The sequence below is a fragment of the Actinomadura flavalba DSM 45200 genome, assembly GCF_000374305.1.
Classification (GTDB): Bacteria; Actinomycetota; Actinomycetes; order Streptosporangiales; family Streptosporangiaceae; genus Spirillospora; species Spirillospora flavalba.
Window position 1 is genome coordinate 359356 of record NZ_KB894095.1, and the last position, 22975, is coordinate 382330.

A 22975-nucleotide genomic window follows, 5' to 3' on the forward strand; every position below is an offset into this window, starting at 1 on the left:
CCGGCCTTTCGTCCGCTTCGTCCCGATCTACCTGGAGGCACCCGTGCTCACCCGCATCGACCACATCGGCATCGCCTGCCACGACCTCGACGCCACCGTCGCCTTCTACCGCGACACCTACGGCTTCACCGACGCGCACGTGGAGGTGAACGAGGAGCAGGGCGTCCGCGAGGCCATGCTGAAGATCAACGAGACGGGGGACGGCGCCGCCAGCTACATCCAGCTCCTGGAGCCGATCCGCGACGACTCCCCCGTCGCCAAGTGGCTCGCCAAGAACGGCGAGGGCGTGCACCACATCGCGTTCGGCACCGACGGGGACGTCCAGGACGAGGCGGACGGCATCGCCGCCAAGGGCGTCCGGGTCCTGTACGACGCCCCGCGCCGGGGGTCGATGGGTTCGCGGATCACCTTCCTGCACCCGAAGGACGCGCACGGCGTGCTGACCGAACTGGTGCAGAAGCCGTAAGCCGCCGCCGAAACCGGACGGCGGCAGATCGTGATGTGTTCGATATCACAAACATGATCATGTGCCGTCACAGCACCGCTCTGTGACCGTTCCGGTGCCTCTGGTGCTTTTGGTCGACGGGGATCGCGGACCGGCGAGAGGCATGGACCGCTCCCCACGTGGTAACGAAAAGGGACAAACCACGCAGCGCGTCCAGTTGAGCCCCCAACACGGCAGCGCTCGGAGTACGCTGCTTTCGCCGGAGGAGAGGTCTGGGGCCAAGAGCCGTCCAGCCAGGCGTTCACCCGGTCCCCGGAACCACCCGCAGCCCCGTCACCTCAGGATTGAGCCAATGCAGTCCGACATCGACGCCCAGCTCAGCAACATCTTCGAAGACCCGTCTCCACGCGAGTTCGACGTGGTGCTCCGCGGCTACGACCGGCACCAGGTCGACGACCACATCAAGCAACTCGACCGCGAGGTCCGGACCGCGCGCGAGCAGACCGGGACCCTCCAGCGCGAGCTGTCGGACGCGCACCGCCAGCTCCAGGAGCAGGAACGCCCGACCTACTCCGGCCTCGGCGCCCGCATCGAGCAGCTCCTGCGGCTCGCCGAGGAACAGGCCACCGAACTCGTCCAGGCCGCCCGCAGCGAGGCCAACGAGATCAAGGCCGCCGCCAAGGTCGACGCCGCCGAGCAGCGCGCCACCGCCGAGAGCGACGCCAGCGAACTGCGCGCCACCGCGCAGCGCGAGGGCGACGACATGCGCGGCGCCGCCGAACGCGAGGCCGAGGAGGTGCGCACCTCCGCCCGCCGCGAGGCCGACGAGCTGACCTCCACGACCGAGCGCGAGGTCGCCAAGCTCCGCGCCACCGCCGACCACGAGGTCGCCGAGAAGCGCGCCGCCGCCGAGCGCGAGATCGCCAAGCTGCGGACCACCACCGAGCGCGAGGTCGCGCAGCTCCGCGCGTCCACCAAGCGCGAGCGCGACGAGATCCTCACCACGGCCAAGCGGCAGGCCGACGAGATGCGCGCGCAGGCCCAGCGCATCCTGGAGGAGAGCGAGGCCCAGCGCGCCCAGGCCGAGGCCGAGTTCGAGATCCAGCTCGCCGCCCGCCGCGAAGAGGCCGACCGGCAGGACGCCGAGCGGCACGCCAACGCCCAGGCCGCCACGCAGAAGCTCGTCGCCGAGGCCGAGCAGCGCGCCGCGTCCGCCGAGCAGCGGGCCGCCAAGGCCACCCAGCAGGCCGAGCAGACCCGCCGCGAGGCCGACTCGCACGCCAAGCAGCTCATGGCCAACGCGCGCAAGAACTCCGACAACGTCATCGCCGAGGCCAAGTCGCAGGCCGAGCAGCTCCTCGCCGAGACCAAGGCCGAGGCCGACCGCGTCCGCACCGCCGCGCAGCGCCAGGTCGACGAGCTGACCCGCCAGCGCGACAGCATCACCTCCCACCTCAACCAGCTCCGGCAGCTCATCGGCGGCGTCGCGCCGGCCATGGGCGGCGGCGGTGGCGAGGAACTGGCCGCCCCGCCCGCCCCCCGGGCCGAGATCCCGGCCGCCGAGGCCAAGCCCGCCCCCGCCCCCGCCGCCGCGTCCGCCCCCAAGCCGGCCCCCAAGCCCGCGCCCAAGCCGCAGGCCAAGCCCGCCGACGAGGACGACGAGGACTGGTGGCAGGAGTGACGCGACCCCCCTCGCGGGGACGTTCCACCGCACCACGGTGAAGGACGGCGGCTCCGTGCCGCCGGTCTCCGCCGGTACCACCGACGAAAAGCCTGGAGGCGGGAACGCCTCTAGGCTTTTCGTCATCTCACCCGGGTAGACACGGGTCCCCCGCCTCGGCCCCCCGGGTCGGCAGCATCTGAGGAGTACGCGTGCCCGACGAGACCCCCCGTCGCGACGACGACGACACGTCCGCATCCGCGTCCGGCGACGCGCCCAAGGTTCCCTCTCCCGCGCCCGCGGGGGACGACGACCGTCCGTCCGGCGCCGAGGCGGCCGGGACCGGCGACCCCTCCGGGGAGACGTCCGAATCCTCCCCGGCCGGCGAGCCGCCGGGGGACTCCGCGTCTCCGGGGGTGTTCGCGCGGGCGGGTGCGGCGGCCGGGAAGACGGCGCGGCGCGCGGCGGGCGGCGTCCGGTCGGCGGCGCGGCGGGCGCGCGAGACGCGGGCCGCGCGGCAGTCGTCCTGGGAGCCGACGACACCGGCGCAGGAGGTCGGCGCGCCCAGCGGCGCGCTCACCCGCGACGAGGACGGCGGCGGCGGTGCGGGCGGCGGCGTGCCGCCCGGTGACGTCCCCGGCGCGGCGGCGGGCGGCGTCCCGGCGCGGATGTCCGGAACGGTCGCGGCGCCGCCCCGCGCCATGCCCGACCCGGACGCGCCCGACCCCGCGCACGACCTCGAACAGCGTCGGCTGGAGGCGGGCGTCAACCCGATGTTCCCGTTCGGGCGGCCCGGGAACCCGCTCGGCCGCGCGCACCCGTTCGTCTTCGGGTTCACGGCGGCGCTCGGCGTCATCACCGCCTGGCTGCTGGTGCGGGCCGCGACGAGCGCCAAGTCCGTCATCGTCATGCTCGTCGTCGCGCTGTTCCTGGCGATCGGCCTCAACCCGGCCGTCGAACGGTTGCGCCGGGTCGGGCTGTCGCGGGGATGGGCCGTCGCGGTCGTGTTCTTCGCGCTGCTCCTGTTCTTCGCCGGGTTCGTCGCGTCGCTGATCCCGCCGCTCGTCGAGCAGGCCACCCAGCTCACCGAGAACATCCCGAACTACCTGTCACAACTTCAGAGCAACCAGCGCATCGCCGACTGGGACCGGCGCTACCAGCTCCTGGACCAGGCGCAGAAGATGTGGAGCGACCCCAAGGTCCAGGAACGTGTCGCCAGCACGGCGCTGGACGTCACCAAACAGGCCCTCAGCGGGACGTTCCAGACGCTGACCGTCCTCATCCTCACGCTGTACTTCCTCAGCTCGCTGCCGCAGATCAAGACGTTCGCCTACCAGCTCGCGCCGCGCTCCCGCCGCGCCCGCGTCGCGCTGCTCGGCGACGAGATCCTGGAGCGCATCGGCGGCTACGTCGCGGGCCAGTCCACGATCGCGTTCATCGCGGGCGTCGCGTCGTACGTCTTCCTGACGATCCTCGACGTCCCCTACGCCCTGGCGCTGTCCCTCATCGTCGCCGTCACGGCCCTGATCCCGCTCGTCGGCGCGACGATCGGCGCGGCCCTCGTCTGCCTCGTCGTCTTCCTGTCCGGCTCCCTCTACGAGGGCATCGCGGCCATCATCTTCTACGTCGTCTACCAGCAGGTCGAGAACTACCTCCTCTACCCCCGCGTCATGAAGCGCACGGTGGACGTGGCCCCGGCCGTGACCATCGTCGCGGCCCTGGTGGGCGGCACCCTCCTGGGCGTCGTCGGCGCCCTCCTGGCCATCCCCACGGCCGCGGCCATCGCCCTGATCATCCGAGAGGTCGTCCTCCCCCGCCAAGAAACCATGTGACCGACACCCGCACGACGACACGAACCTGCGAGCGCGCACCCGGTGACCGCACATGCGAGCAGACGAACCAACGCAGGCGGCCGGTGGGCCGCGACCACGACGTCCATGGGAGCCGGGCCCGAACAGGCCAACGCAGGCGGCCAGCGAACCGAGACCACGACGACGATGGACCTCGAAAGCGAACAGGCCAACGCAGGCGGCCCGTGGACCGAGCTCACAACGACGATGGACCCTCGGGCCCGAACAAGCCAACGCAGGCGACCCGAGACCGAGACCACGACACCGACGGACGTCGGGCGCGAACAGGCCGACGTAGGCAGCCCGAGACCGAGACGACGACGTCGATGAGCGTCGCGCGCGGCCGATCCGGCGTCCAGGGACCAGGGCGGCGGTGAACTCGACAACGGCCTGGTTGAAATGGTCGCGCTGTTCGACCGGGACGAAGTGACCGGAGCGTGGGACGGTCCGGACGATTCGGCGGCTAAGGGCCCAGGGCGGCGGTGAACTCGGCGACGGTCTGGTTGAAGAGGTCGGGCTGTTCGACCGGGGTGAGGTGGCCCGAGCGCGGGATGGTCTGGAGTTCGGCGTTCGGGAGGGCGTCGGCGATGGCGCGGGCCTCGTCCTCGGTCGCGAGGGCGTCCTCGTCGCCGTGCAGGATCAGGGCGGGCACCTTCACGTCGCGCAGGGTCGCGAACGCGTCGGATCGGACGGCCATCGCGCGCTGCGCCCAGGCCGCCGCCGCCGGCGGGGTCGCCTGGACGAGACCGCGGACGCGACCGTAGACGAGGGCGCGCTGGCGCATCGTCGTCGAGCCGACGAGTCCCGGCAGCACCTCGTCCACCAGGACGGCCACGTTCTCGTCCCGCTCCAACGTCTCGGCATGCCGGAGCCGGACGTCGCGCACCGCGTCGGTGTCGGCGGTCGCGCGCGTCGCGGCGAGCAGCAGCCCCTTCACGACGTCCGGGTGACGACGGCACAGCGCCATCGCGACATATCCCCCCATCGAGACGCCGCCGATCACCGCGCGGGCGATGCCGAGGCGGCGCAGCAGGAGGGCGACGTCGTCCGCCATGAGGTCGACGGACGGTTCGTCGTCGCCGAGCCGGCTACCGCCGAACCCGCGCAAGTCGGGCGTGACGACGCGGAACCTCGCCGCCAGGCCCTCCCGCTGCGCCAGCCACATGGCCGACGACAGCGGGAACGCGTGCAGCAGGAGCAGGGGTGGGCCGGTTCCGACATCCCGGGCGAACAACTGCGCTGTCATGGCGCGGGGATCATCCTTCCCGTTCTCCGCTCGGCCCCCCGCCGTTCGGGGGGCGGCCCGCCAATCGTCACCCCGCGTCCCCGCGTTCGGCGAACGGCTGGCCGCGATCGGCCGGGAGGGTTTAAGCCCCGTTTGTCCGATCTTGCGGAGCCGGTTCTCCGGCCGGACCGTCCCACGCCGTGGGGAGCGGATGCGCGGCCGGTGCGACGCGCTTGACGATCTCGTCCAGCACGATGCGGACGTACGGTTCGCCCACCCACAGGTGTTTCGCGCCCTCGACACCGATCACCTCGGCCTGCGGAATCCGCTTGAACCGCTCGCGCGCCTCGGCCGGACGCAGGTAGTCGTCGTGCTCGGGGACGAGCGCGACGACGGGTCGGCCGTCCTCGCCCCACGCGTCGAGGTCGGCGTCGGTGGCGCGGTGCAGCGGCGGCGACAGCAGGACGATCCCCTCGGTGAGGGGGTCGCGGCCCCATTTGAGGGCCAGTTCCGTGCCGAACGACCAGCCCAACAGCCACGGATGCGGCAGATCGTGGAACTCGGCGTACTCCAGCGCGGCGGCGACGTCCAGCCGCTCGGTCTCGCCCTCGCCGAACTCGCCCTGACTCGTCCCGCGCGCGGACGCGGTGCCCCGCGTGTTGAACCGCAGCACGGCGACGTCGGCGAGCGCGGGCAGCCGGTACGACGCCTTGCGCAGCACGTGACTGTCCATCATGCCCTCGGCCGTCGGCAGCGGATGCAGGCACACCAGCGTCGCGACGGGCTCCCGCTCGACGGGCAACGCCAGCTCCCCGACCAGCTCCAGCCCGTCCCCCGTGTGCAGGACGATCTCCTCCCTACGCGCAGGCAACACCGAAGCAGCACGAATCTCACCCATAACGTCCTCCCCTCAACCTCACCTCAGTCTCCCGCCCAGCCCCAACCCCCCGCACCCCCAAAGCAAGCGATCCCCACAGAACCACCACAGACTCAGCGCAAATGCGAACGGTGAGACCCCCACGTCACACGCCACCCTGCCCAGCACGAAGACGACCGGCGCGCACAAGCCACAATGGCGCCGGATGCCCCGCTCCAGATCAGCGGCGGCGCGGCGCCCTACGCCCCCGCGCGGCCCAGCAAGGACGGTGCCAATGGCGGCGATCCTCAGCCCCCTGCCGTTCATCGGCACGCCACGCGACAACGTGCGGCACCCCGGGCCGAATTTCCTGGTCGCATCCAGGACACCGATACGCCTTTACGGCCTTGACCCCCGGAACGGCCGCGACGACCCACTCACCGTCCGGCCCCTCCTCCGTCTCCCGCACCCAAGCCGCCCCCGGCGCGGGACGGTCGGCCACATGACGACGGTTCTTCCGAGGACTCATAACCCAAGCCTACGGAAACCAACACCCTCCAAAACCCACCAACCACGACCCCCGACCAACAACACCGGAACCCATGGACCGAGGACCGGAAGCGGTGACGGCGAGGCCAAAGCCCAGCACGAGCGGGCGCCAGATCTAAGGCAGACGCCGGAACCGAGGCAGAGGGCGAGGGCAATACCGGAACCGGTCCGACACCGAGGCCGAGCCGAAGCCAGGGGCCGGTCCGACATCTGGGGCCAGTCGGGAGCCGGGATACGAGGATCTAGTCCCAGGCGCCTACGCCCAGGAAAAAAACTGGACCGGAGACCCGAAGCCGAGTGCTTGTGCCAAGGACTGGGACTGAACTGGGATCAGGCAAGTACCGGGCACGAAGCAGGGGCCCACGATCCGAGCCCAGGCCACAGCCGAGAAGCGATCCGAAGCGGCACCCTGGCCCCAGACTCGTCCCCGAGTCCGGGGCCAGCACACGGGCCGGGGCCAAGACACGGGCCGAGGCCAAGACACGGGCCGGGGCCAAGACACGGGCCGGGGCCGGATCACGGACCGGGGCCGGGGCCAGGGCCCGGCCACGGACCGGGGCCGGGGCCAGGGCCCGGCCACGGGCCAGGGCCAGGACACGGGCCAGGGCCAGGACACGGGCCAGGGCCAGGACACGGGCCAGGGCCAGGACACGGGCCAGGACACGGGCCAGGGCCAGGGCACGGGGCGGGGCGGGGCGGGGCCAGTGCACGGGCACGGGGCGGGGCCAAGGCCGGGGCCGGGGCCGGGTCCGGCGGCGTTGGGTTTGTCAGCGTAGGGGGCGGTTCGCGGTGGCGTATTCCTCTAGGAGGGGGGTGGGGGCCAGGGAAGGGTCGCGGGTTTCGGTGTGGAGGGCGCGGAGGGTCGTCACGGCTCGGGAGAGGCCGAGGCGGTCGAGGTCGGCGATGGGGCCGGTGGGGTAGCCGCAGCCGTACTTCATGGCGGCGTCGATGGCGTCGGCGTCGGCGTAGGCGGCGCCGAGCATCGCGGCCGCGTCGTTCAGGTAGGGGAAGCGGAGGGCGTCGACGATCGCGCCCGCGCGGTCGCGGCAGCGCACCGGCGTCAGGCCGAGGCCCGCGAGGAGTTCGGCGGCGCGGGCGGCGGTGGCGTCGGCGGTGACGGCCGTCGTGGTGATCTCCGCGAGCGGGGCGTCCAGCTCGGCGAAGCGCAGGCCGACGACGTCGGCGGCGCGGTCCGAGGCGACCGCGCGTTCCAGCACGGGGCCGGTGATCGCGATGATCGTGCCGGGCTTCAGCCCGCCCGGGACGGCGGCGTCGCCCGTGACGACGACGAGGTCGGCGGCGCCGGGCTCGTCGCCCGCCGCGTCGGTGACGAGTGCCGGCAGCGGGCCGTCACCCACGACGGCGACGGACGGCACCGGACCGGCCTGGTGCGGGATCGCCGCCTCGGCACCGGCGTAGTCGTAGAAGCCGCGGCCGGTCTTGCGGCCGAGCAGTCCGGCGGTGACCAGTTCGCGCAGCAGCGGCGAGGGGGCGTGGCGGCGGTCGCGGGACTCCTCGTAGATCGCGTCGAGCACGCCGAGGCAGGTGTCGAGGCCGATCAGGTCCATGAGGGTGAACGGGCCCATCGGCAGCCCGCCGCCCTTGGTCATCGCGGTGTCGATGTCGTCGCGGGTGGCGTGGCCCGACTCCAGCATCGTCACCGCCTGCCCGAGATAGCCGAACAGCAGCCGGTTGGCGACGAAACCGGCCCGGTCCCCGACGGTCACCGGGATCTTGCCCAGCGCCTCGACCAGCCCGGCGACGCGGCCGACCGCGCCGTCCTCGGTGAGCACCGTGCCGATGACCTCGACGAGCTTCATCACCGGGGCCGGGTTGAAGAAGTGCACGCCAACGATCTTCGTCGGGCGTTCGGTCGCGACGGCGATCTCCGTGACCGACAGGGACGACGTGTTGGTGGCCAGCACCGCGTCGGGACGGCAGACACGGTCCAGTTCTGCGAACACGCGGCGCTTGAGGTCCAGCCGCTCCGGCACGGCCTCGATCACCAGGTCGCAGTCGGCGAGGTCGCCGAAGTCGGTCGACAGGGTGACGCGGCCGAGGATCTCGCGCTGCGCGTCCTCGGTGAGCCGGCCGCGCTTCACCGCCCGTCCCGTCGACTTCTCCAGGTGCCCGCGGCCGCGCTCCAGCGCCGCCGCGTCGATCTCGATCCCGACGACGGGCAGCTCTCCACGCGCCAGAACCTCCGCGATCCCGGCGCCCATCGTGCCGAGCCCGACCACTCCGACCTTGCTGAACGAAACGCTGCTCATACCCGCAGTCTCCCAGAGCCCCTCCCCGCAGCAGCGGTGGGTGGGGTAGAACGCGTTCGTGCGCTTTGGAGTCTTCTTGCTGTCGGCTCGGTTCCCCGGCGAGGACGACGCCGCCGCCGTCCGGCGCACGGTGCGTGCGGCGCTGCTCGCCGAGGAGGTCGGGTTCGACGAGGTCTGGCTGGCCGAGCATCACTTCATGAGCTACGGCGTCGTGCCGTCCGCGATCACGCTGGCCGGGCATCTGCTCGGGCGTACACGGCGGATTGCGGTCGGGACGGCGGTGAGCGTGCTGTCGGCGACGCATCCGGTGGCGTTGGCGGAGCAGGCGGCGCTGCTGGCGCTGGCGTCGGACGGGCGGTTGCGGCTCGGCGTCGGGCGGGGCGGCCCGTGGCGGGAACTGGAGGTTCTCGGGACGGGGCTGCGCCGCTACGAGGAAGGGTTCGGTGAATCGCTGGACCTGCTGCTGGCCTGGTTGCGCGCCGACCGGCTCGGCTGGTCGGGCGACCACTTCTCCTTCCGTGAGGTGCCCGTGGTGCCGCGTGCCGCGCAGCCACCGCCGGTCGCGGTCGCGTGCACCTCTCCCGCGACGGAGACGTTGGCCGCGTCGCGCGGATTGCCGATGCTTCTGGGCATGCACGTCGGTGACGCCGAAAAGGCCGCCGCGATCCGGCGGCACGACGCCGTCCTCAACGAACACGGCACGTCGGCCGATCCGCACGGATACGGCCCGGCTCACGGCTCCGGCGCCCCTGGCTCTGCCTACGACCCCGGTCCTGATCGTGGGCGGGTGGGTCGGGGGCTGGAGGGTGCGCGGGGGCATGTGTCGGTGCATCTGGCGCAGGTCGGGGCGTCGCGTGAGGCGGCGGAGGAACTGCTGGCGCGGGAGATGCCGCAGTGGCTCGGGCCCGCGTTGGAGGGATACGTCCCGGTGGACGGTCGGGCTCGTTCGCCGCGTGACGCGCTGGATTACGTCCGTGAGTTGTGCTCGATGCACCCAGTGGGAAGCACCGCCGAGTGTGCCGTCCGGATCGAGGCGACCGTCGCCGCCACGGGTGTGCGCAATCTGATCTTTCTGGTGGAGGGTGCGGGCTCGGAGGAGGCGACGCTGGCCAATATCCGCAGGCTTGGCGCCGAGGTGCTCCCGCGTGTCACTCTGCGAGGGAGCACCTGATGAGGACCGGCATCGCTGACGGCAGGAGTGGCCATGGAGCGCGTGACCTCCGCGGACGGGACCGAGATCGCCTTCCGGCAGGGCGGGGTGGGGCCGGCCGTCGTCCTCGTGGGCGGGACGGCCGCCGACCACACCGACAACGAACCGCTCGCGGCCGAGCTGGCCGCCCAGTTCACCGTCTACAACTACGACCGGCGTGGGCGGGGCGGCAGCGGTGACACGCTCCCCTACTCCGTGGAGCGGGAGTTCGAGGATCTCGCCGCGCTCATCGCGCATGCCGGAGGGTCGGCGTGCGTGTACGGCATTTCCTCGGGTGGGGCGCTTGTGCTGGCGGCAGCCGTGGCCGGGGTGCCGATGGAGCGGCTGGCCGTCTACGAGGTGCCCTACGACATGACGGACGGCGCGCCGGAGCGGTACCGCGCATACGCGGACCGACTGGACGCACTGCTGGCCGAAGGGCGCCGGGACGACGCCTTCGTCGCGTTCCTGCGCGAGGCGGAGTCGACCGAGGAGGACATCGCGGCGGCCCGCAGCGTGCCGACGTGGCCGGAACTCACCGCGATCGCGCACACCCTGGCCTACGACGCGGCCATGCTGGGCGACGGGCGGCCGCCTGCCGGACTGACGGACGTCGCGGTGCCCGCGCTCATCGTGACCGGCGGCGGGGCCTACATCGACGCCGCGGCGGCGGCGATCGCGCAACGCCTTCCACACGCGGAGCGGCACACGCTGGAGGGCCAGCCGCACTCGGTCGATCCGACGGTGCTGGCTCCCCTGCTGGAGGACTTCTTCACTCGCTGACGTTGTCTGCATGACACGAGCGTCCGCCCCCGCGAGCACCAAGGCAAACACGCTCCGTAGCCTGTGGATAACTCTATTCGGTGGGGTCTTAGGGCAGCTCGACCAGGGGGTCTGCAACCCGTCTGGGGACCCCCTTGATTAATTCTCCCGCGTTGAGGGGGTTCCGCGTGGCCGTCGCCGTGACCTGTGGATAACTCGATCCGCCTGTACGCAACGCCGGAAGTCCGCCGGTGCACAACGCTGGAACGTCGCGAACGGCACGCAGGGAGAGAGAGGACGCCGAGCCGGTCTCCGCCCGGGTCAGTCGGCCTTGAATGCGTGGCGGTACAGGTACAGGTCGCGTAGAACACCGACTTCGGCCGAGTGGTGCACGAACTCGTCGAGGACGTGCAGGACGAGGTCGGTGGTGCTGTCGTCCTGGTACGGGCCGAAGTGCTCGCCGATCGTGCTCGTCCACGCCTCCGGGGGCAGCGCGTCGATGTCGTCGCGCCACTGGCTGTACGCCTCGGTGACGAACGTGATCGACGCCTGCGCCGAGCCGGGCAGCGTCACGTCGTCCAGGTCGATCACCCGGTCGGCGAAGTAGCGCTCGCGGAAGTCGACCAGGGTGAGGCCGACGTGGGCCAGACGCCAGGCGATCGTGGTGAACGGGACCGGGTCGGGCGTGGGCCCGCCGCCGCCCTCGCCGTCGATCGTCCAGGTTCCGCCGGGGCCCGGCCGCAGGGACCATCCGTCCGGCACCGGCTCCCAGAAGAATTCGTGGTCTTCCAGACCGTCAAGGCGGCCGCGCAGGCGGTTCCATGCCTCGTCGTAGGTGCGCAGGATCGCGACGGAGTCGGTCATGAGGCTCCTCAGCCGGACGCGTCGGGGCGGGGATGATCACCCCCGCCGATCTGGTCGATGGCGTGATGCAGCACCTTCCCCAACACGGCCATCCCATCACGTACTCCCCCGGTGGAACCGGGCAGATTGACGACGAGGGTCCGGCCCGCCACGCCCGCGAGGCCCCGCGACAGCATCGCGGCGGGGACGGCGTCGCGTCCCTCCTGCCGGATGGCCTCGGCCAGGCCGGGGATCTCCCGGTCGAGGACGCGGCGCGTCATCTCGGGCGTCTCGTCGGTGGGCGTCAGCCCTGTGCCGCCGGACGTCACGACGACGTCGTACCCGGACGTCACCGCGTCCGCGAGCACCCCCGCGACCGGCTCACCGTCCGGAATGACGACCGGCCCGTCCACCTGACAGCCGAGATCCTCCAGGAGGTCCACGAGCAGCGGACCGGACTTGTCGGCATAGACGCCCGCCGCCGCCCGGTTGGACACCGTGACGGCCATCGCCCGGATCACCGGCGCCACGTCCCGGTCTTGCCTCCGGTCTTCTCTTCGACGCGCACGTCCCGCAGGGTCGCGGCAGGGTCGATCGCCTTCACCATGTCGATGAGGGCCAGCGCGGCGACGGTCACGGACGTGAGCGCCTCCATCTCGACGCCGGTGCGGTCGGCCGTCCGCGTCGTCGCCGTGATCGCGACACCGCCGTCCTGCACGGTGAGGTCGACGGTGACGCCGTGCAGCGCGATCGGATGACACAGCGGCACGAGGTCGGGGGTGCGCTTGGCGCCCATGATCCCCGCGATCCGCGCGACGGACAGCGCGTCGCCCTTGGGCACGTCGCCCGCGCGCAGCGCCGCCACGCATCTGTCGGACAGCGCGACGAAGCCGGTGGCGGTGGCGGTGCGGGCGGTGACGCTCTTGGCGGAGACGTCCACCATGCGGGCGGCGCCCTTGTCGTCCAGATGGCTGAATCCGGTGAATTCCGAACCCATGGCGCTCATGTCGGCAACCTCATGACCTCGACGTGGGTACCGGCGGGCAGGGCCTCGGCCTCCTCCTCGACCACGATGAGCGCGTTCGCGCCCGACAGCGAGCCGAGCTGGTGGGAGCCCTGTCCTTCGGCGGGGGTGACGGTGTAGCGGCCGCGATGGAGCGCCAGGCGTCCCCGCAGGTAGTGGCGGATGCCCGCGGGTGAACGGACGTCCGCGCCGAGTACAGCACTGACCGTTTGCGGCGGTTCGGGCGGCAGGCCCTGCATGGCGCGCAGCGCGGGGCGCACGAAGACCTGGAAGGACACGTACGCGCTGACCGGGTTGCCCGGCAATGTGAAGATCGGCGTGTCCTCCAGGAGTCCGAAGCCCTGTGGTTTGCCCGGACGCATCCCGACCTTGTGGAACTCGACGGTGCCGACGCCGGTCAGCACCTCTTTCACGACATCGCGGGCGCCCATCGACACACCGCCGGACGTGATGATCGCGTCCGCGCGCATGAGCTGGTCTTCGAGGGTCTCCCGGACGGTGCGGGGGTCGTCACCGACCGTGGCCTGCCGGTAGCCGACGCCGCCCGCCTCGATGACGGCGGCGGTCAGCATGAAGCTGTTGGAGTCCCAGATCTGGCCGGGGGCCAGCGGAGTGCCCGGTTCGCGCAGTTCGCTGCCCGTGGACAGGACGACGACGCGCGGCTTCGGCCGCACCGACACACGGGAGCGGCCGACGGCGGCGAGCATCCCGATCTGGGCGGCGCCGAGCCGGGTGCCGGGTTCGGCGACCGTCTGCCCGGCGACGACGTCCTCACCGGCCCGGCGGATGTAGTGGCCGGGCGGCGCCGGACGGTCGACGCGGACGGTGGCGGTGCCGCCATCGGTCCACTCGACGGGGATGACGGCGTCGGAACCCGCGGGCATCGGCGCGCCCGTCATGATCCGCGCGGTGAGGCCGGGACGCAGCGCGGACACGCCCTCGTCGCCCGCCGAGATGTCGCCCACGACGGGCAGGACGACGGGGTCGCGCTCGCTGGCCCCGGCGACGTCCGCCGCGACGACGGCGTACCCGTCCATCGCGGAGTTGTCGAACGGCGGCAACGGCACCGGCGCCGCGACCGCCTCGGCGAGCACCGCCCCCTCGGCCTCCAGCAACGCCAGATCCAGCGGCGCGAGCACCGGCACGCTCGCCAGTATCCCCGCCAGATGCTCCTCGACCGTTCTCATCCCCACGATCCCCCAGTCTCCCCGCCCGGCCTCTCCCTCGGAACGGCCCACGCCGCGCACCCCCGATTCCCCGCCGAGGTCGGCGCCCGGCGCCGGGTCGTGTGCGCTTCCCGGTGCCGGGGCGTGCGGCGAGTGGCGTGCGCGGCCGCGTCAGGGCCGGGCGCTGGGGACCGGGTGGTCGCGGACGAAGTCGTGGAGCCAGGCGAGGAAGTCCTCGGCGAGGTCGTCGCGCTCGGACGCGAACTGCACGACGGTGCGCAGGTACTCCAGCTTGTTGCCGGTGTCGTAGCGGCGGCCCCGGAACTTGACGCCGTAGACGCCGCCGCCCTTTTCGGAGGGCATGTCGGCGAGCGTGCGGAGCGCGTCGGTCAGCTGGATCTCGCCGCCGCGGCCGGGCGGGGTGTTCTCCAGGACGTTGAACACCTCGGGGTCGCACACGTAGCGGCCGATGATGATCCAGTTGCTCGGCGCCTCGCCCTCCGGCGGCTTCTCCACGAGGTCGGTGATGCGGACGACGTCGTCCTCGTCGGTGGCCTCGATGGCGGCGCTGCCGTAGGCCGACACCTGGTCGGGCTCCACCTCCATCAGCGCGACGACGCTGCCGCCGTGCCGCTGCCGCACCTCGATCATGCGGCGGAGCAACGGGTCGCGGGCGTCGATCATGTCGTCACCGAGCAGGATGGCGAACGGCTCGTTCCCCACGTGCTGCCGCGCGCAGAACACCGCGTGGCCGAGGCCCTTCGGCTCGCCCTGGCGGACGTAGTGCATGATCGCCAGGTCGGCCGACTCGCGCACGGAGGCCAGCCGGTCGTCGTCGCCCTTGGCTTCGAGTGCCTCCTCCAGCTCGTAGGCGCGGTCGAAATGATCCTCGATGGAACGCTTGTTACGCCCCGTGATCATCAGAACGTCGGTGAGACCCGCGTCGACCGCCTCTTCGACGACATACTGGATCGCCGGTTTGTCGACGATCGGCAGCATCTCCTTGGGCGTCGCCTTAGTGGCGGGAAGGAATCGGGTACCGAGCCCCGCCGCCGGAACGACGGCCTTGAGTACAGGTGCAGTGTCGGCCATAGAGAGACCCTAGTCACCCGCGAGGACAACCACGTGCGCGACATCGATGCAAAACGTCACGTCCGGAGGACGCATATTTCCGCACGCGCGACAATGGAGCCCGCCGAGCGCCATGCGGCGGCGAGGTCCCTGCGTGACACGCTGCTGGTGGTGCCCGAGCTGGAGATGGCCGGGACGGTCGCCGCCTACGCCTCGGTGGGCACCGAGCCGGAGACGCGCGGCCTGCTGTTCGCGTTGTGGAAGCGCGGCACGTACGTCCTGCTGCCCCGGCTGCTGCCCGACGGCGACCTGGACTGGGCGTCGTACGAGGGCCCGGATTCGCTCGCCCCGGGCGCGCGCGGCACGTGGGAGCCCACCGAGCCGCCGCGCGGACCGGCAGCGATCGCGAGCGCGGACGTGGTGCTGGCTCCGGCCGTCGCCGTGGACCGCTCGGGAACACGGCTCGGACGCGGCGGAGGATCGTACGACCGGGCCCTCGCGCGCGTCGGCCCGGCCATCCTGACCATCGCCGTGGTGTACGACGACGAGCTGGTGGACTCGCTGCCCGCCGAACCGCACGACGAACGCGTGCGAGCAGTCGCGACGCCCACCGGCGGCCTGCTACGCCTCCCATGACGACCCTCCGCATCGAACCGGTGACTGAGGGTTCTCATCATGTGGAGGGGGTCTGACATTTTCGCGGCCCGGGTCTCACGCCCACCCGGCCGGTGCGTCGCCGGAGCACCCTGCGGAGACCGCCCCCGCCCGTCGGCGCGGCCGCGTCGGCGGCCAGGATGGGGCTCTGGCGCGGCCCGAGGAAAGGAAGAACGATGACCGAACCCTGGCGGATTCTCGCCCTGCCCCCGCTCGGTGAAGACCTCATCCGCGGCCTGCTCGCGCCCTACGCCGACGCGCTCGATCTCGTCCTTCCCGGCACCCGTGATCGCGCGGGCCTGCACGCCGCCCTCGCCGACGCCGAACTGGTCATCAGCGACTTCACCGGCGATCTGGCCCTGGACGCCGACGCGGTCGCCGCGGCGCCAAGGCTCGCGTTCGTCCAGACACCCGGCGTCGGCACCGACGCGATCGACCTGGACGCGCTGGCCGCCCGCGACGTCCCGGCGGCCAACACGGCCGGGTCGAACGCCCGCGCCGTCGCCGAATGGGCCGTCGGCGCGGCCTTCGCGCTCTGCCGCCACCTGGCCTGGAGCGACCGCGCCGTCCGCGCGGGCGGCTGGCCCCAGCTCGACCTGCTGGCCCTCGGCACCCGGGAACTGCACCTGCAACGCGTCGGCATCGTCGGACACGGCGCGATCGGCGCGGAGGCGGCCCGGCTGTTCGCGGCGCTCGGCGCTCCGGTGTCGTACTGGTCGCGCCGCCGTCGTCCGGACGCCGCCGCGACCTACCGCGACCTGGACGACCTGCTGGCCGGCTCGGACCTCCTGGTCCTCGCGATCCCGCTCACCGACGAGACCCGCGGCCTCATCGACGCCCGCCGCCTCGCCCTGCTGCCGCAGGGAGCGCTGCTGGTGAACGTCGCACGCGGCGGCATCGCCCCGGACGCCGACGTCCTGGCCGCGCTGGAGTCCGGACGCCTGGCGGGCGCGGCGCTGGACGTCTTCGAGACCGAGCCGCTCGACGCCGCCCATCCGCTCCGGTCGCACGAACACGTCCTGCTCTCACCGCACGCGGCGGGCGGAACCGGTCAATCGCAGCTCAACATGGTCACGATGATGCGGGAGAACATCGAGGCGGCGATCTCGGGACGTCCGGTGACGAACGTCGTGAACGGCGTGGACCCGCAGATCAGACGGCGATGATCAGGGCGCGACACTCGATGGGATCAGCGGATGTATGCGATCTGCACATGAATCAGTAGGATTCCTAAACGATCTTCGCCCTCGAAGCCCCCCGGGAGGGACGTGCATCTCGAAGCCTGGCTACTCCTCGGGTCCACACTCGTACTCTGCGCCATCGTCGCCGTCCGGCTCTCCCACGGGGTGGGACTGCCCAGCCTCCTCGCCTACATGGCGATCGGGCTGCTCATCGGCGAGTCGGGCTTCGGCATCGACTTCGACAACGTGGAGCTCGCCGAGATCCTGGGGCTCGCGGCCCTCGTCCTGATCCTCGCCGAAGGCGGCGTCACGACCGATTGGCGGCATGTGCGCCCATCGGTGCCCGCGGCGATCTCGGTGTCCACCCTCGGCACCCTCATCAGCATCGGCCTCGTCGCCGGCGCGGCGATGTGGCTGCTCGACATGGACTGGCAACTCGCGTTCCTGCTCGCCGCCGTCCTCGCCCCGACCGACGCGGCGGCGGTCTTCTCCGTCCTGCGGCGGCTTCCGCTGCCGTCCCGGCTCAGCGGCCTGCTGGAGGCCGAGTCGGGGTTCAACGACGCGCCGGTCGTCATCATCGTCCTCACGCTCAGCACCAGCCACGCGACGGCGCCGAACATCCCCGAGCTGTTCGGCATCATGCTGTACGAGCTGGTCGCCGGTGCCGTCATCGGCGTCCTCGTCGGCTGGCTGGGCGCGGCCGGGCTGCGCCGGATCGCATTGCCCGCGTCCGGCCTCTACCCGATCGCCGTGCTGTCGCTGGCGGTCGGGGCGTACGGCGCCGCCGCCGAGCTGCACGCCAGCGGATTCCTCGCCGTCTACGTCTCCGCCGTCGTCCTCGGCAACTCGCGGCTGCCGCACCGCCCCGCGACGCGCGGCTTCGCCGAGGGCATCGGCTGGCTCGCCCAGATCGGGCTGTTCGTCATGCTCGGCCTGCTCGCCTCGCCGGACGAGCTGCCCGCCCAGATCGTGCCCGCCCTGGTCATCGGCTTCGTCCTGCTGCTGGTGGCGCGTCCGGTGTCGGTCTATCTGTCTACGCTCGGCTTCGGCCTGAGCTGGGGCGAGAAGCTGTTCGCCTCCTGGGCCGGGCTGCGCGGCGCCGTGCCGATCATCCTGGCCACGATCCCGATGGTGAACGAGGTCGAGGGCGCGGACCGGCTGTTCGCGATCGTCTTCACGATCGTCGTCATCTTCACGCTTCTCCAAGGCCCGACGCTGCCGCTGGCCGCCCGGCTCTGCCGGTTGAAGAGCGACGAGACGACCCGCGAACTCGGCGTCGAGGCCGCCCCGCTCGAACAACTGCACGCCGAGCTGCTCGAAGTCTCGATCCCGCCCGACTCCCGGCTCAACGGCGTGGAGATCTTCGAGCTGCGGCTGCCGAAGGGCGCGTCGATCACCCTCGTCGTCCGGGACGGGTCGAGCTTCGTCCCCGGCCCCACGACGGCGCTGCGGGCGGGCGACACGCTGCTCGTCGTCGCCACCGCCGAGGTGCGGGACGTCACCGAGCGGCGGCTGCGGGCCGTCAGCCGTCGCGGCAAGCTCGCCGGATGGTTCGGCGAGCAGGGCACGTGACGGACGGGAACAGGGGCGGGACGAATCCCGTTCCCAACATCGGTACCATTAGCAGTCGTTTCAACTGAGTGCCAGCCCGGTGCCGGGCTGTGTCAGCGAGGAGGAACCGTGCCGACGTATCAGTACGTTTGCACCGAGTGCGGCGAGCCTCTCGAGGTCGTGCAGAAGTTCAGCGACGACGCGCTGACCGAGTGCCCGGCCTGCGAGGGCAAGCTCCGCAAGGTGTTCTCCGCCGCGGGGATCATCTTCAAGGGGTCGGGCTTCTACCGCACCGACAGCCGCGGCTCGGGGTCGAAGACCGCGTCCACGACGGGCGCGTCGTCCACGGCGTCCTCGACGGACACGGCCAAGTCCGACTCGGGCTCGTCGTCCGAGTCGTCCGGCACGAAGTCCACGTCGAGTGACAGTTCGTCGTCTTCGACGTCGTCGTCCTCTTCGTCTTCGTCGGAGAAGGTGGCCTGACACGGGCGCGCGGGCCCGGGTGCCGGGCCCGCACCCCGTCTGCGGTCTGAAGACGGGACGCGCGCCTCACCCTCTCGGGTGAGCCCCGAACCGGCCCGTCCGCTCGACGCGCGTTCGCCCGGGTGCGGCCGACGATGTCGGGCATGAACACCCCGACACGTTCGTCCCTCCTCAACGCCGTCTTCGGCCGGCGTGGCAAGTGGGTCGTCCTCGCCCTGTGGATCGTGCTCGTCGTCGTCCTCGGGCCGCTCGCCGGACGGCTCGGCGACGTCAAGGAGGATGGCGCCGCCGCCTGGCTGCCCGGCGGCGCCGAGTCCACGCGCGTCATCGAGCTACAGGACTCCTTCCGCACGGACGACACCGCCCCGGCGATCGTCGTCTACGCCCGCGAGGGCGGCCTGTCCCCCGCCGACCACGCCAAGGTCCGCGCCGACGCCGCCGCGTTCGCCGCACTGCCCGGCGCCGCCACGCCGATCGGCCCCGAGGCCGCGCCCGACGGCGCCGCGCTCCGGCTCGTCGTGCCGATCCACGACGACCACGTGACCGCGTCGGTCGAGGAGGCGCGCAAGATCGCCGAGCGGGGACCGCCCGGCCTGACGGCGCACATCACCGGCCCGGCCGGCGGCGAGGCCGACTTCGACGCCGCGCTGGAGGGAATCGACGGGTTCCTGCTGATGGCGGCCGGTCTCGTCGTGATCGTCCTGCTACTTCTGATCTACCGCAGTCCGGTGCTGTGGTTCGTGCCCGTCCTCTCCGCCCTCATCGCCCTGGGTCTCTCGCAGGCCATGGTCTACCTGCTCGCCCGCCATGCGGACGTCACCGTCAACGAGCAGAGCGCGGGCATCCTGACCGTGCTGGTCTTCGGCGTCGCCACCGACTACGCGCTGCTGCTCGTCGCCCGCTACCGCGAGGAACTGCGGCGGCACCCCGACCGGCACGACGCGATGGCCGCCGCCGTGCGGCGCGCCGGACCGGCTCTCCTCGCCTCCGCCGGGACCGTCGCGGCGGGTCTGCTGTGCCTGCTCGCCGCCGAGGTGAACTCCACCGCCGGGCTCGGGCCCGTCGCCGCCGCCGGGGTCCTCACCGCGCTCGCCGCCATGGGCACGCTGCTGCCCGCGCTGCTGCTCATCCTCGGCCGGTGGGTCTTCTGGCCGCTCGTCCCCCGGTACGACCCGGCCTACGAGCAGCGTCCCCAGCGCGGTGTCTGGGCGCGCCTCGCGCGGCTGACCGGCCGCCGGGCGCGGCTGCTGTGGGGCGGGTCCGCGCTCGTCCTGGTCGCGCTGACCCCCGGCATCGCCTCGCTCGACCCCGGCACGCTGCCCGAGATGCGGCAGTTCACCGGGCGACCCGACTCGGTCGTCGGCGCCGAGATCGCCGACCGGCATTTCCCCGCTGCCCAGGGCAACCCCGCTGTGATCATCGGTCCGGCCGCGCAGTCCGCGCAGATCGCCGGCGCCGCCGGACGGACGCCGGGTGTGCAGGCCGTGAGCCCGCCCGAGCAGGGCCGCGGCGGACTCGTCCGGTACGAGGTGACGCTCCACGGGCCGGGCGACGACGACGCGGCCGGACGCACGATCGAGCGGTTGCGCGCGTCGGTGGGCGATCTCGGTGCGAAGGTCGGCGGCCAGCGGGCCGTCGACCTCGACATGGCCACCGCGACCGCCCGCGACAACCGGGTCATCATGCCGATGGCGCTGGCGCTCGTGCTGCTGATCCTGCTGCTGCTCCGCTCGCTCGTCGCGCCGCTGCTCATGATCGCCACCGTGGTGTTGTCGTACGCTGCGACGCTGGGCGTCTCGGCGCTCGTCTTCGACCACGTCTTCGGCTTCGCGGGGACCGACGACGCGTTCCCGCTGATGACGTTCATCTTCCTGGTGTCGCTCGGCGTCGACTACAACATCTTCCTCATGCACCGGGTGCGTGAGGAGGCCGCGTCGCACGGTACCCGGACCGGGATTCTGCGGGGGCTGTCGATGACCGGCGGGGTGATCACGTCCGCCGGGCTCGTGCTGGCGGCCACGTTCGCCGCGCTGGCGACGCTGCCGCTGGTGCCGTTCGCGGCGATCGGGTTCGCGGTCGCGTTCGGCGTCCTGCTGGACACGCTCGTCGTGCGGACACTGCTGCTCCCGGCGCTGGCCCATGACCTCGGAGACCGGATCTGGCGGCCCGGGAAGGCGCCCTCGGAGCCGGTTCAGCGGCGGTCGCAAGTCCTCGATCCGGTCGGCTGAAGGCGTTCCCCGCCGGACGTTGTCCACAGGCGGGGCGCTCGGCTGCGGCGGCCGCGTCAGGTGCGGAAGACTTGAATCAAGGGGGTCCCCAGAGAGGTTGCGGGCACCCCGGCCGCCGCGCCGTCGAACATCCCCGAGAAAGTTATCCACAGGGCTCGGGTGATCGCTGCGGGGGTGCTCCGCACCTGGTTAATGTCGCCGCATGGCAACGACGCAGCGTCACCAGCCCGCCGCCGAGATCGGCGTCATCGGCGGCTCCGGCTTCTACTCCTTCCTCGACGACGTCGAAGAGATCCGCCTCGACACTCCCTACGGGCCGCCGAGCGATCCGCTCGCCGTCGGCACCCTGCACGGGCGGCGGGTCGCGTTCGTGCCCCGGCACGGGCGCGACCACCGGTTCCCGCCGCACGCCATCCCCTACCGCGCGAACCTGTGGGCGCTCCGGTCGCTGGGCGTCCGGCAGGTGCTCGCACCGAGCGCGGTGGGTTCGCTGCGCGCCGAGTACGGGCCGGGCACGCTGATCGTGCCCGACCAGCTCGTCGACCGTACGTCCGGGCGCGCCCAGACGTACTACGACTCCGGCGCCGCCGTCCACGTCTCCTTCTCCGATCCGTACTGCCCCGAGGGGAGACGCGCGGCAGTGCGGGCGGCGTCCGGCGCGTCCTGGCCCACGGTCGACGGCGGCACCCTCGTCGTCATCGAGGGGCCGCGGTTCTCCACCCGCGCCGAGTCCCGCTGGTTCGCCGGGCAGGGCTGGTCGCTCGTCGGCATGACGGGCCATCCCGAGGCCGTCCTGGCCCGCGAGCTGGCGCTCTGCTACACGCCTCTGTGCCTGGTCACCGATCTCGACGCGGGCATCGAGACGGGCGAGGGCGTCACCATGCAGGAGGTGCTGCGGGTGTTCGGGGAGAACATCGGCCAGCTGCGCTCGCTCGTCGGCGAGATCGTCGGAGCCCTACCCGAGGCGCGGCCCTGCCCGTGCCCGGACGTCCTCGACGGCATCAAGCTCCCGCTGGAGCTGCCGTGATCTCCCGTGGACTCGCCTTACGGGTCGCGCGGCACCGGCGGTTGCTCGCGACGGCCTGCGCGGCGATCGGCGCCGGTTCGGCGCTGCTCGCGCTGCGCCCGTCCGGCCCGCCGACCCGCGAGGTCCTGACCGCCGCGCGCGACCTGCCCTCCGGCACGGCGCTCACGCGGTCCGACGTCCAGCGCCGCACCCTGCCGACGTCCGTCGTCCCGGCCGGCACGCTCGACGACGCCACCGGACGCACCTTGGCGGGGCCGGTGCGCCGAGGCGAACCACTGACCGACGCCCGCGTCGTGGACGGCAACCTGCTCCGCGGCCTGCCGGACGGCACGGTAGCGGCCCCCGTCCGCATCACCGACGCGGACGCGGCGCGCCTCGTCCGCCCCGGCGACCGCGTGGACATCCTCGCCGTTCCCACCGCACCGACCGCGGACGACTCCGACCTGGGGCCGCCTCCGGACACGAGAGCAGACCTGCCGCGCGCCTTACCCGGCGTTCCTTCCCGGGCTCGGCTCGTCGTGACGAGCGTCCCGGTCATAGCCGTCCCGCGCCCCGAGCCCGACACGACATCACCGCAGGGCGCGCTGATCGTCATCGCCACCGACCGCGCCCAGGCCACCACCATCGCCGCGGCGGGCCCGCACCTCTCCATCACCATCAACGACACCGGCTAGGCGTGCCCGGAGGGATCTGTCCGCGCGACCGCAGAACCCGGAGGAGGTCGAGGTCAGCCGCCCGTCCGGCGCGCTCGCAGCCAAGGTCGCCGCCGCCAGGATCGCAAGGCAGAGGAGGGGGGCGGCCCGGGTGGCGGCCGCTCACCGGTGGGAACGCGGCGATGCGCGCCCTGTACGCCGCGCAGCCGAACAGAGGTCCATTGGACAAAGCCCTAGGTCATCCGCGACGTGCAGGCAACAGAGATCGGGGGTCGAGATGATCAAGAC

The 22975-nt window shown here is 72.3% G+C and carries 20 protein-coding genes; 12 read left to right on the plus strand and 8 right to left on the minus strand.

The features are described from left to right. Positions 1–43: 43 nt before the first annotated feature. The 3 genes from mce to C229_RS0114925 all read left to right on the plus strand — a co-directional run bounded on the left by mce (position 44) and on the right by C229_RS0114925 (position 3937). Positions 44–466, plus strand: a complete 423-nt coding sequence (gene mce, locus C229_RS0114915) for a methylmalonyl-CoA epimerase (protein WP_018655880.1) — start codon at positions 44–46, stop codon at positions 464–466. A gap of 331 nt (positions 467–797) precedes the next feature. After that, positions 798–2126, plus strand: a complete 1329-nt coding sequence (locus tag C229_RS0114920) for a DivIVA domain-containing protein (protein WP_018655881.1) — start codon at positions 798–800, stop codon at positions 2124–2126. Between the two features lie 191 nt (positions 2127–2317). Continuing rightward, positions 2318–3937 carry an AI-2E family transporter gene (locus C229_RS0114925; protein ID WP_018655882.1) on the plus strand — a complete coding sequence of 540 codons (1620 nt, stop codon included), beginning with the start codon at positions 2318–2320 and terminating at the stop codon, positions 3935–3937. Positions 3938–4418: 481 nt separating this feature from the next. Here C229_RS0114925 and C229_RS0114930 read toward each other — a convergent pair whose 3' ends face one another. From C229_RS0114930 to C229_RS0114940, 3 genes are all read right to left on the minus strand, one after another. After that, positions 4419–5201, minus strand: a complete 783-nt coding sequence (locus tag C229_RS0114930) for an alpha/beta fold hydrolase (RefSeq protein WP_033424361.1) — start codon at positions 5199–5201, stop codon at positions 4419–4421. A 121-nt stretch (positions 5202–5322) separates the two neighbouring features. Continuing rightward, entirely contained in the window at positions 5323–6078 is a 756-nt protein-coding gene (locus C229_RS0114935; RefSeq protein ID WP_033424362.1) for an alpha/beta hydrolase, read from the minus strand. Between the two features lie 1274 nt (positions 6079–7352). Beyond that, positions 7353–8855, minus strand: a complete 1503-nt coding sequence (locus tag C229_RS0114940; RefSeq protein ID WP_018655885.1) for a 3-hydroxybutyryl-CoA dehydrogenase — start codon at positions 8853–8855, stop codon at positions 7353–7355. A 58-nt stretch (positions 8856–8913) separates the two neighbouring features. Here C229_RS0114940 and C229_RS0114945 point away from each other — a divergent pair, with 58 nt between their 5' ends. Together C229_RS0114945 and C229_RS0114950 are read left to right on the plus strand one after the other, a co-directional pair. Continuing rightward, positions 8914–10026 (plus strand): LLM class flavin-dependent oxidoreductase, encoded by a 1113-nt coding sequence (locus tag C229_RS0114945; protein WP_018655886.1) that lies wholly within the window; start codon positions 8914–8916, stop codon positions 10024–10026. Positions 10027–10059: 33 nt separating this feature from the next. Next, complete coding sequence (locus C229_RS0114950; protein WP_018655887.1) at positions 10060–10827, plus strand: alpha/beta fold hydrolase; 768 nt, start codon at positions 10060–10062, stop codon at positions 10825–10827. A 300-nt stretch (positions 10828–11127) separates the two neighbouring features. Here C229_RS0114950 and C229_RS0114955 read toward each other — a convergent pair whose 3' ends face one another. From C229_RS0114955 to galU, 5 genes are all read right to left on the minus strand, one after another. Next, positions 11128–11670, minus strand: coding sequence for a DinB family protein (locus C229_RS0114955; protein WP_018655888.1), 543 nt, complete (start codon positions 11668–11670; stop codon positions 11128–11130). Between the two features lie 8 nt (positions 11671–11678). Then, positions 11679–12158 (minus strand): MogA/MoaB family molybdenum cofactor biosynthesis protein, encoded by a 480-nt coding sequence (locus C229_RS0114960; protein WP_033424423.1) that lies wholly within the window; start codon positions 12156–12158, stop codon positions 11679–11681. Positions 12159–12166: 8 nt separating this feature from the next. After that, positions 12167–12646 carry a cyclic pyranopterin monophosphate synthase MoaC gene (gene moaC, locus C229_RS0114965; protein WP_018655890.1) on the minus strand — a complete coding sequence of 160 codons (480 nt, stop codon included), beginning with the start codon at positions 12644–12646 and terminating at the stop codon, positions 12167–12169. A 5-nt stretch (positions 12647–12651) separates the two neighbouring features. After that, positions 12652–13860: a molybdotransferase-like divisome protein Glp gene (glp, locus tag C229_RS0114970; RefSeq protein ID WP_026313812.1), complete on the minus strand. Its 1209-nt coding sequence runs from the start codon at positions 13858–13860 to the stop codon at positions 12652–12654. A gap of 150 nt (positions 13861–14010) precedes the next feature. After that, the gene (gene galU, locus C229_RS0114975; RefSeq protein ID WP_026313813.1) at positions 14011–14931 is read right to left on the minus strand and encodes a UTP--glucose-1-phosphate uridylyltransferase GalU; all 921 of its coding nucleotides are present in this window, start codon (positions 14929–14931) and stop codon (positions 14011–14013) included. A 33-nt stretch (positions 14932–14964) separates the two neighbouring features. Between galU and C229_RS0114980 the strand changes: the two genes are divergently transcribed. The 7 genes from C229_RS0114980 to C229_RS0115010 all read left to right on the plus strand — a co-directional run bounded on the left by C229_RS0114980 (position 14965) and on the right by C229_RS0115010 (position 22708). Further along, positions 14965–15546: a 5-formyltetrahydrofolate cyclo-ligase gene (locus tag C229_RS0114980; RefSeq protein WP_026313814.1), complete on the plus strand. Its 582-nt coding sequence runs from the start codon at positions 14965–14967 to the stop codon at positions 15544–15546. 194 nt (positions 15547–15740) lie between these two features. Next, positions 15741–16730: an NAD(P)-dependent oxidoreductase gene (locus tag C229_RS0114985; RefSeq protein WP_018655894.1), complete on the plus strand. Its 990-nt coding sequence runs from the start codon at positions 15741–15743 to the stop codon at positions 16728–16730. A gap of 102 nt (positions 16731–16832) precedes the next feature. Beyond that, positions 16833–18317 carry a potassium/proton antiporter gene (locus C229_RS0114990; RefSeq protein WP_018655895.1) on the plus strand — a complete coding sequence of 495 codons (1485 nt, stop codon included), beginning with the start codon at positions 16833–16835 and terminating at the stop codon, positions 18315–18317. A 108-nt stretch (positions 18318–18425) separates the two neighbouring features. Then, on the plus strand, positions 18426–18779 hold the full coding sequence (locus C229_RS0114995; protein ID WP_018655896.1) for an FmdB family zinc ribbon protein: 354 nt from the start codon (positions 18426–18428) through the stop codon (positions 18777–18779). A gap of 143 nt (positions 18780–18922) precedes the next feature. Beyond that, entirely contained in the window at positions 18923–21007 is a 2085-nt protein-coding gene (locus tag C229_RS30660) for an MMPL family transporter (RefSeq protein ID WP_018655897.1), read from the plus strand. Between the two features lie 202 nt (positions 21008–21209). Next, complete coding sequence (locus tag C229_RS0115005) at positions 21210–22034, plus strand: S-methyl-5'-thioadenosine phosphorylase (RefSeq protein ID WP_018655898.1); 825 nt, start codon at positions 21210–21212, stop codon at positions 22032–22034. Next, complete coding sequence (locus tag C229_RS0115010) at positions 22031–22708, plus strand: RcpC/CpaB family pilus assembly protein (RefSeq protein WP_026313815.1); 678 nt, start codon at positions 22031–22033, stop codon at positions 22706–22708. The genes C229_RS0115005 and C229_RS0115010 overlap by 4 nt, the downstream gene beginning before the upstream one ends. Positions 22709–22975 lie beyond the last annotated feature (267 nt).

Coding starts and splice junctions, on each gene's coding strand:
- moaC (WP_018655890.1), bottom strand. CDS start 12,646: ATGGGTTCGGAATTCACCGGATTCAGCCATCTGGACGACAAGGGCGCC.
- C229_RS0114950 (WP_018655887.1), top strand. CDS start 10,060: ATGGAGCGCGTGACCTCCGCGGACGGGACCGAGATCGCCTTCCGGCAG.
- C229_RS30660 (WP_018655897.1), top strand. CDS start 18,923: ATGAACACCCCGACACGTTCGTCCCTCCTCAACGCCGTCTTCGGCCGG.
- galU (WP_026313813.1), bottom strand. CDS start 14,931: ATGGCCGACACTGCACCTGTACTCAAGGCCGTCGTTCCGGCGGCGGGG.
- C229_RS0115005 (WP_018655898.1), top strand. CDS start 21,210: ATGGCAACGACGCAGCGTCACCAGCCCGCCGCCGAGATCGGCGTCATC.
- C229_RS0114940 (WP_018655885.1), bottom strand. CDS start 8,855: ATGAGCAGCGTTTCGTTCAGCAAGGTCGGAGTGGTCGGGCTCGGCACG.
- C229_RS0114935 (WP_033424362.1), bottom strand. CDS start 6,078: ATGGGTGAGATTCGTGCTGCTTCGGTGTTGCCTGCGCGTAGGGAGGAG.
- C229_RS0114960 (WP_033424423.1), bottom strand. CDS start 12,158: ATGGCCGTCACGGTGTCCAACCGGGCGGCGGCGGGCGTCTATGCCGAC.
- glp (WP_026313812.1), bottom strand. CDS start 13,860: ATGAGAACGGTCGAGGAGCATCTGGCGGGGATACTGGCGAGCGTGCCG.
- C229_RS0114920 (WP_018655881.1), top strand. CDS start 798: ATGCAGTCCGACATCGACGCCCAGCTCAGCAACATCTTCGAAGACCCG.
- C229_RS0114955 (WP_018655888.1), bottom strand. CDS start 11,670: ATGACCGACTCCGTCGCGATCCTGCGCACCTACGACGAGGCATGGAAC.
- C229_RS0114930 (WP_033424361.1), bottom strand. CDS start 5,201: ATGACAGCGCAGTTGTTCGCCCGGGATGTCGGAACCGGCCCACCCCTG.
- C229_RS0114985 (WP_018655894.1), top strand. CDS start 15,741: ATGACCGAACCCTGGCGGATTCTCGCCCTGCCCCCGCTCGGTGAAGAC.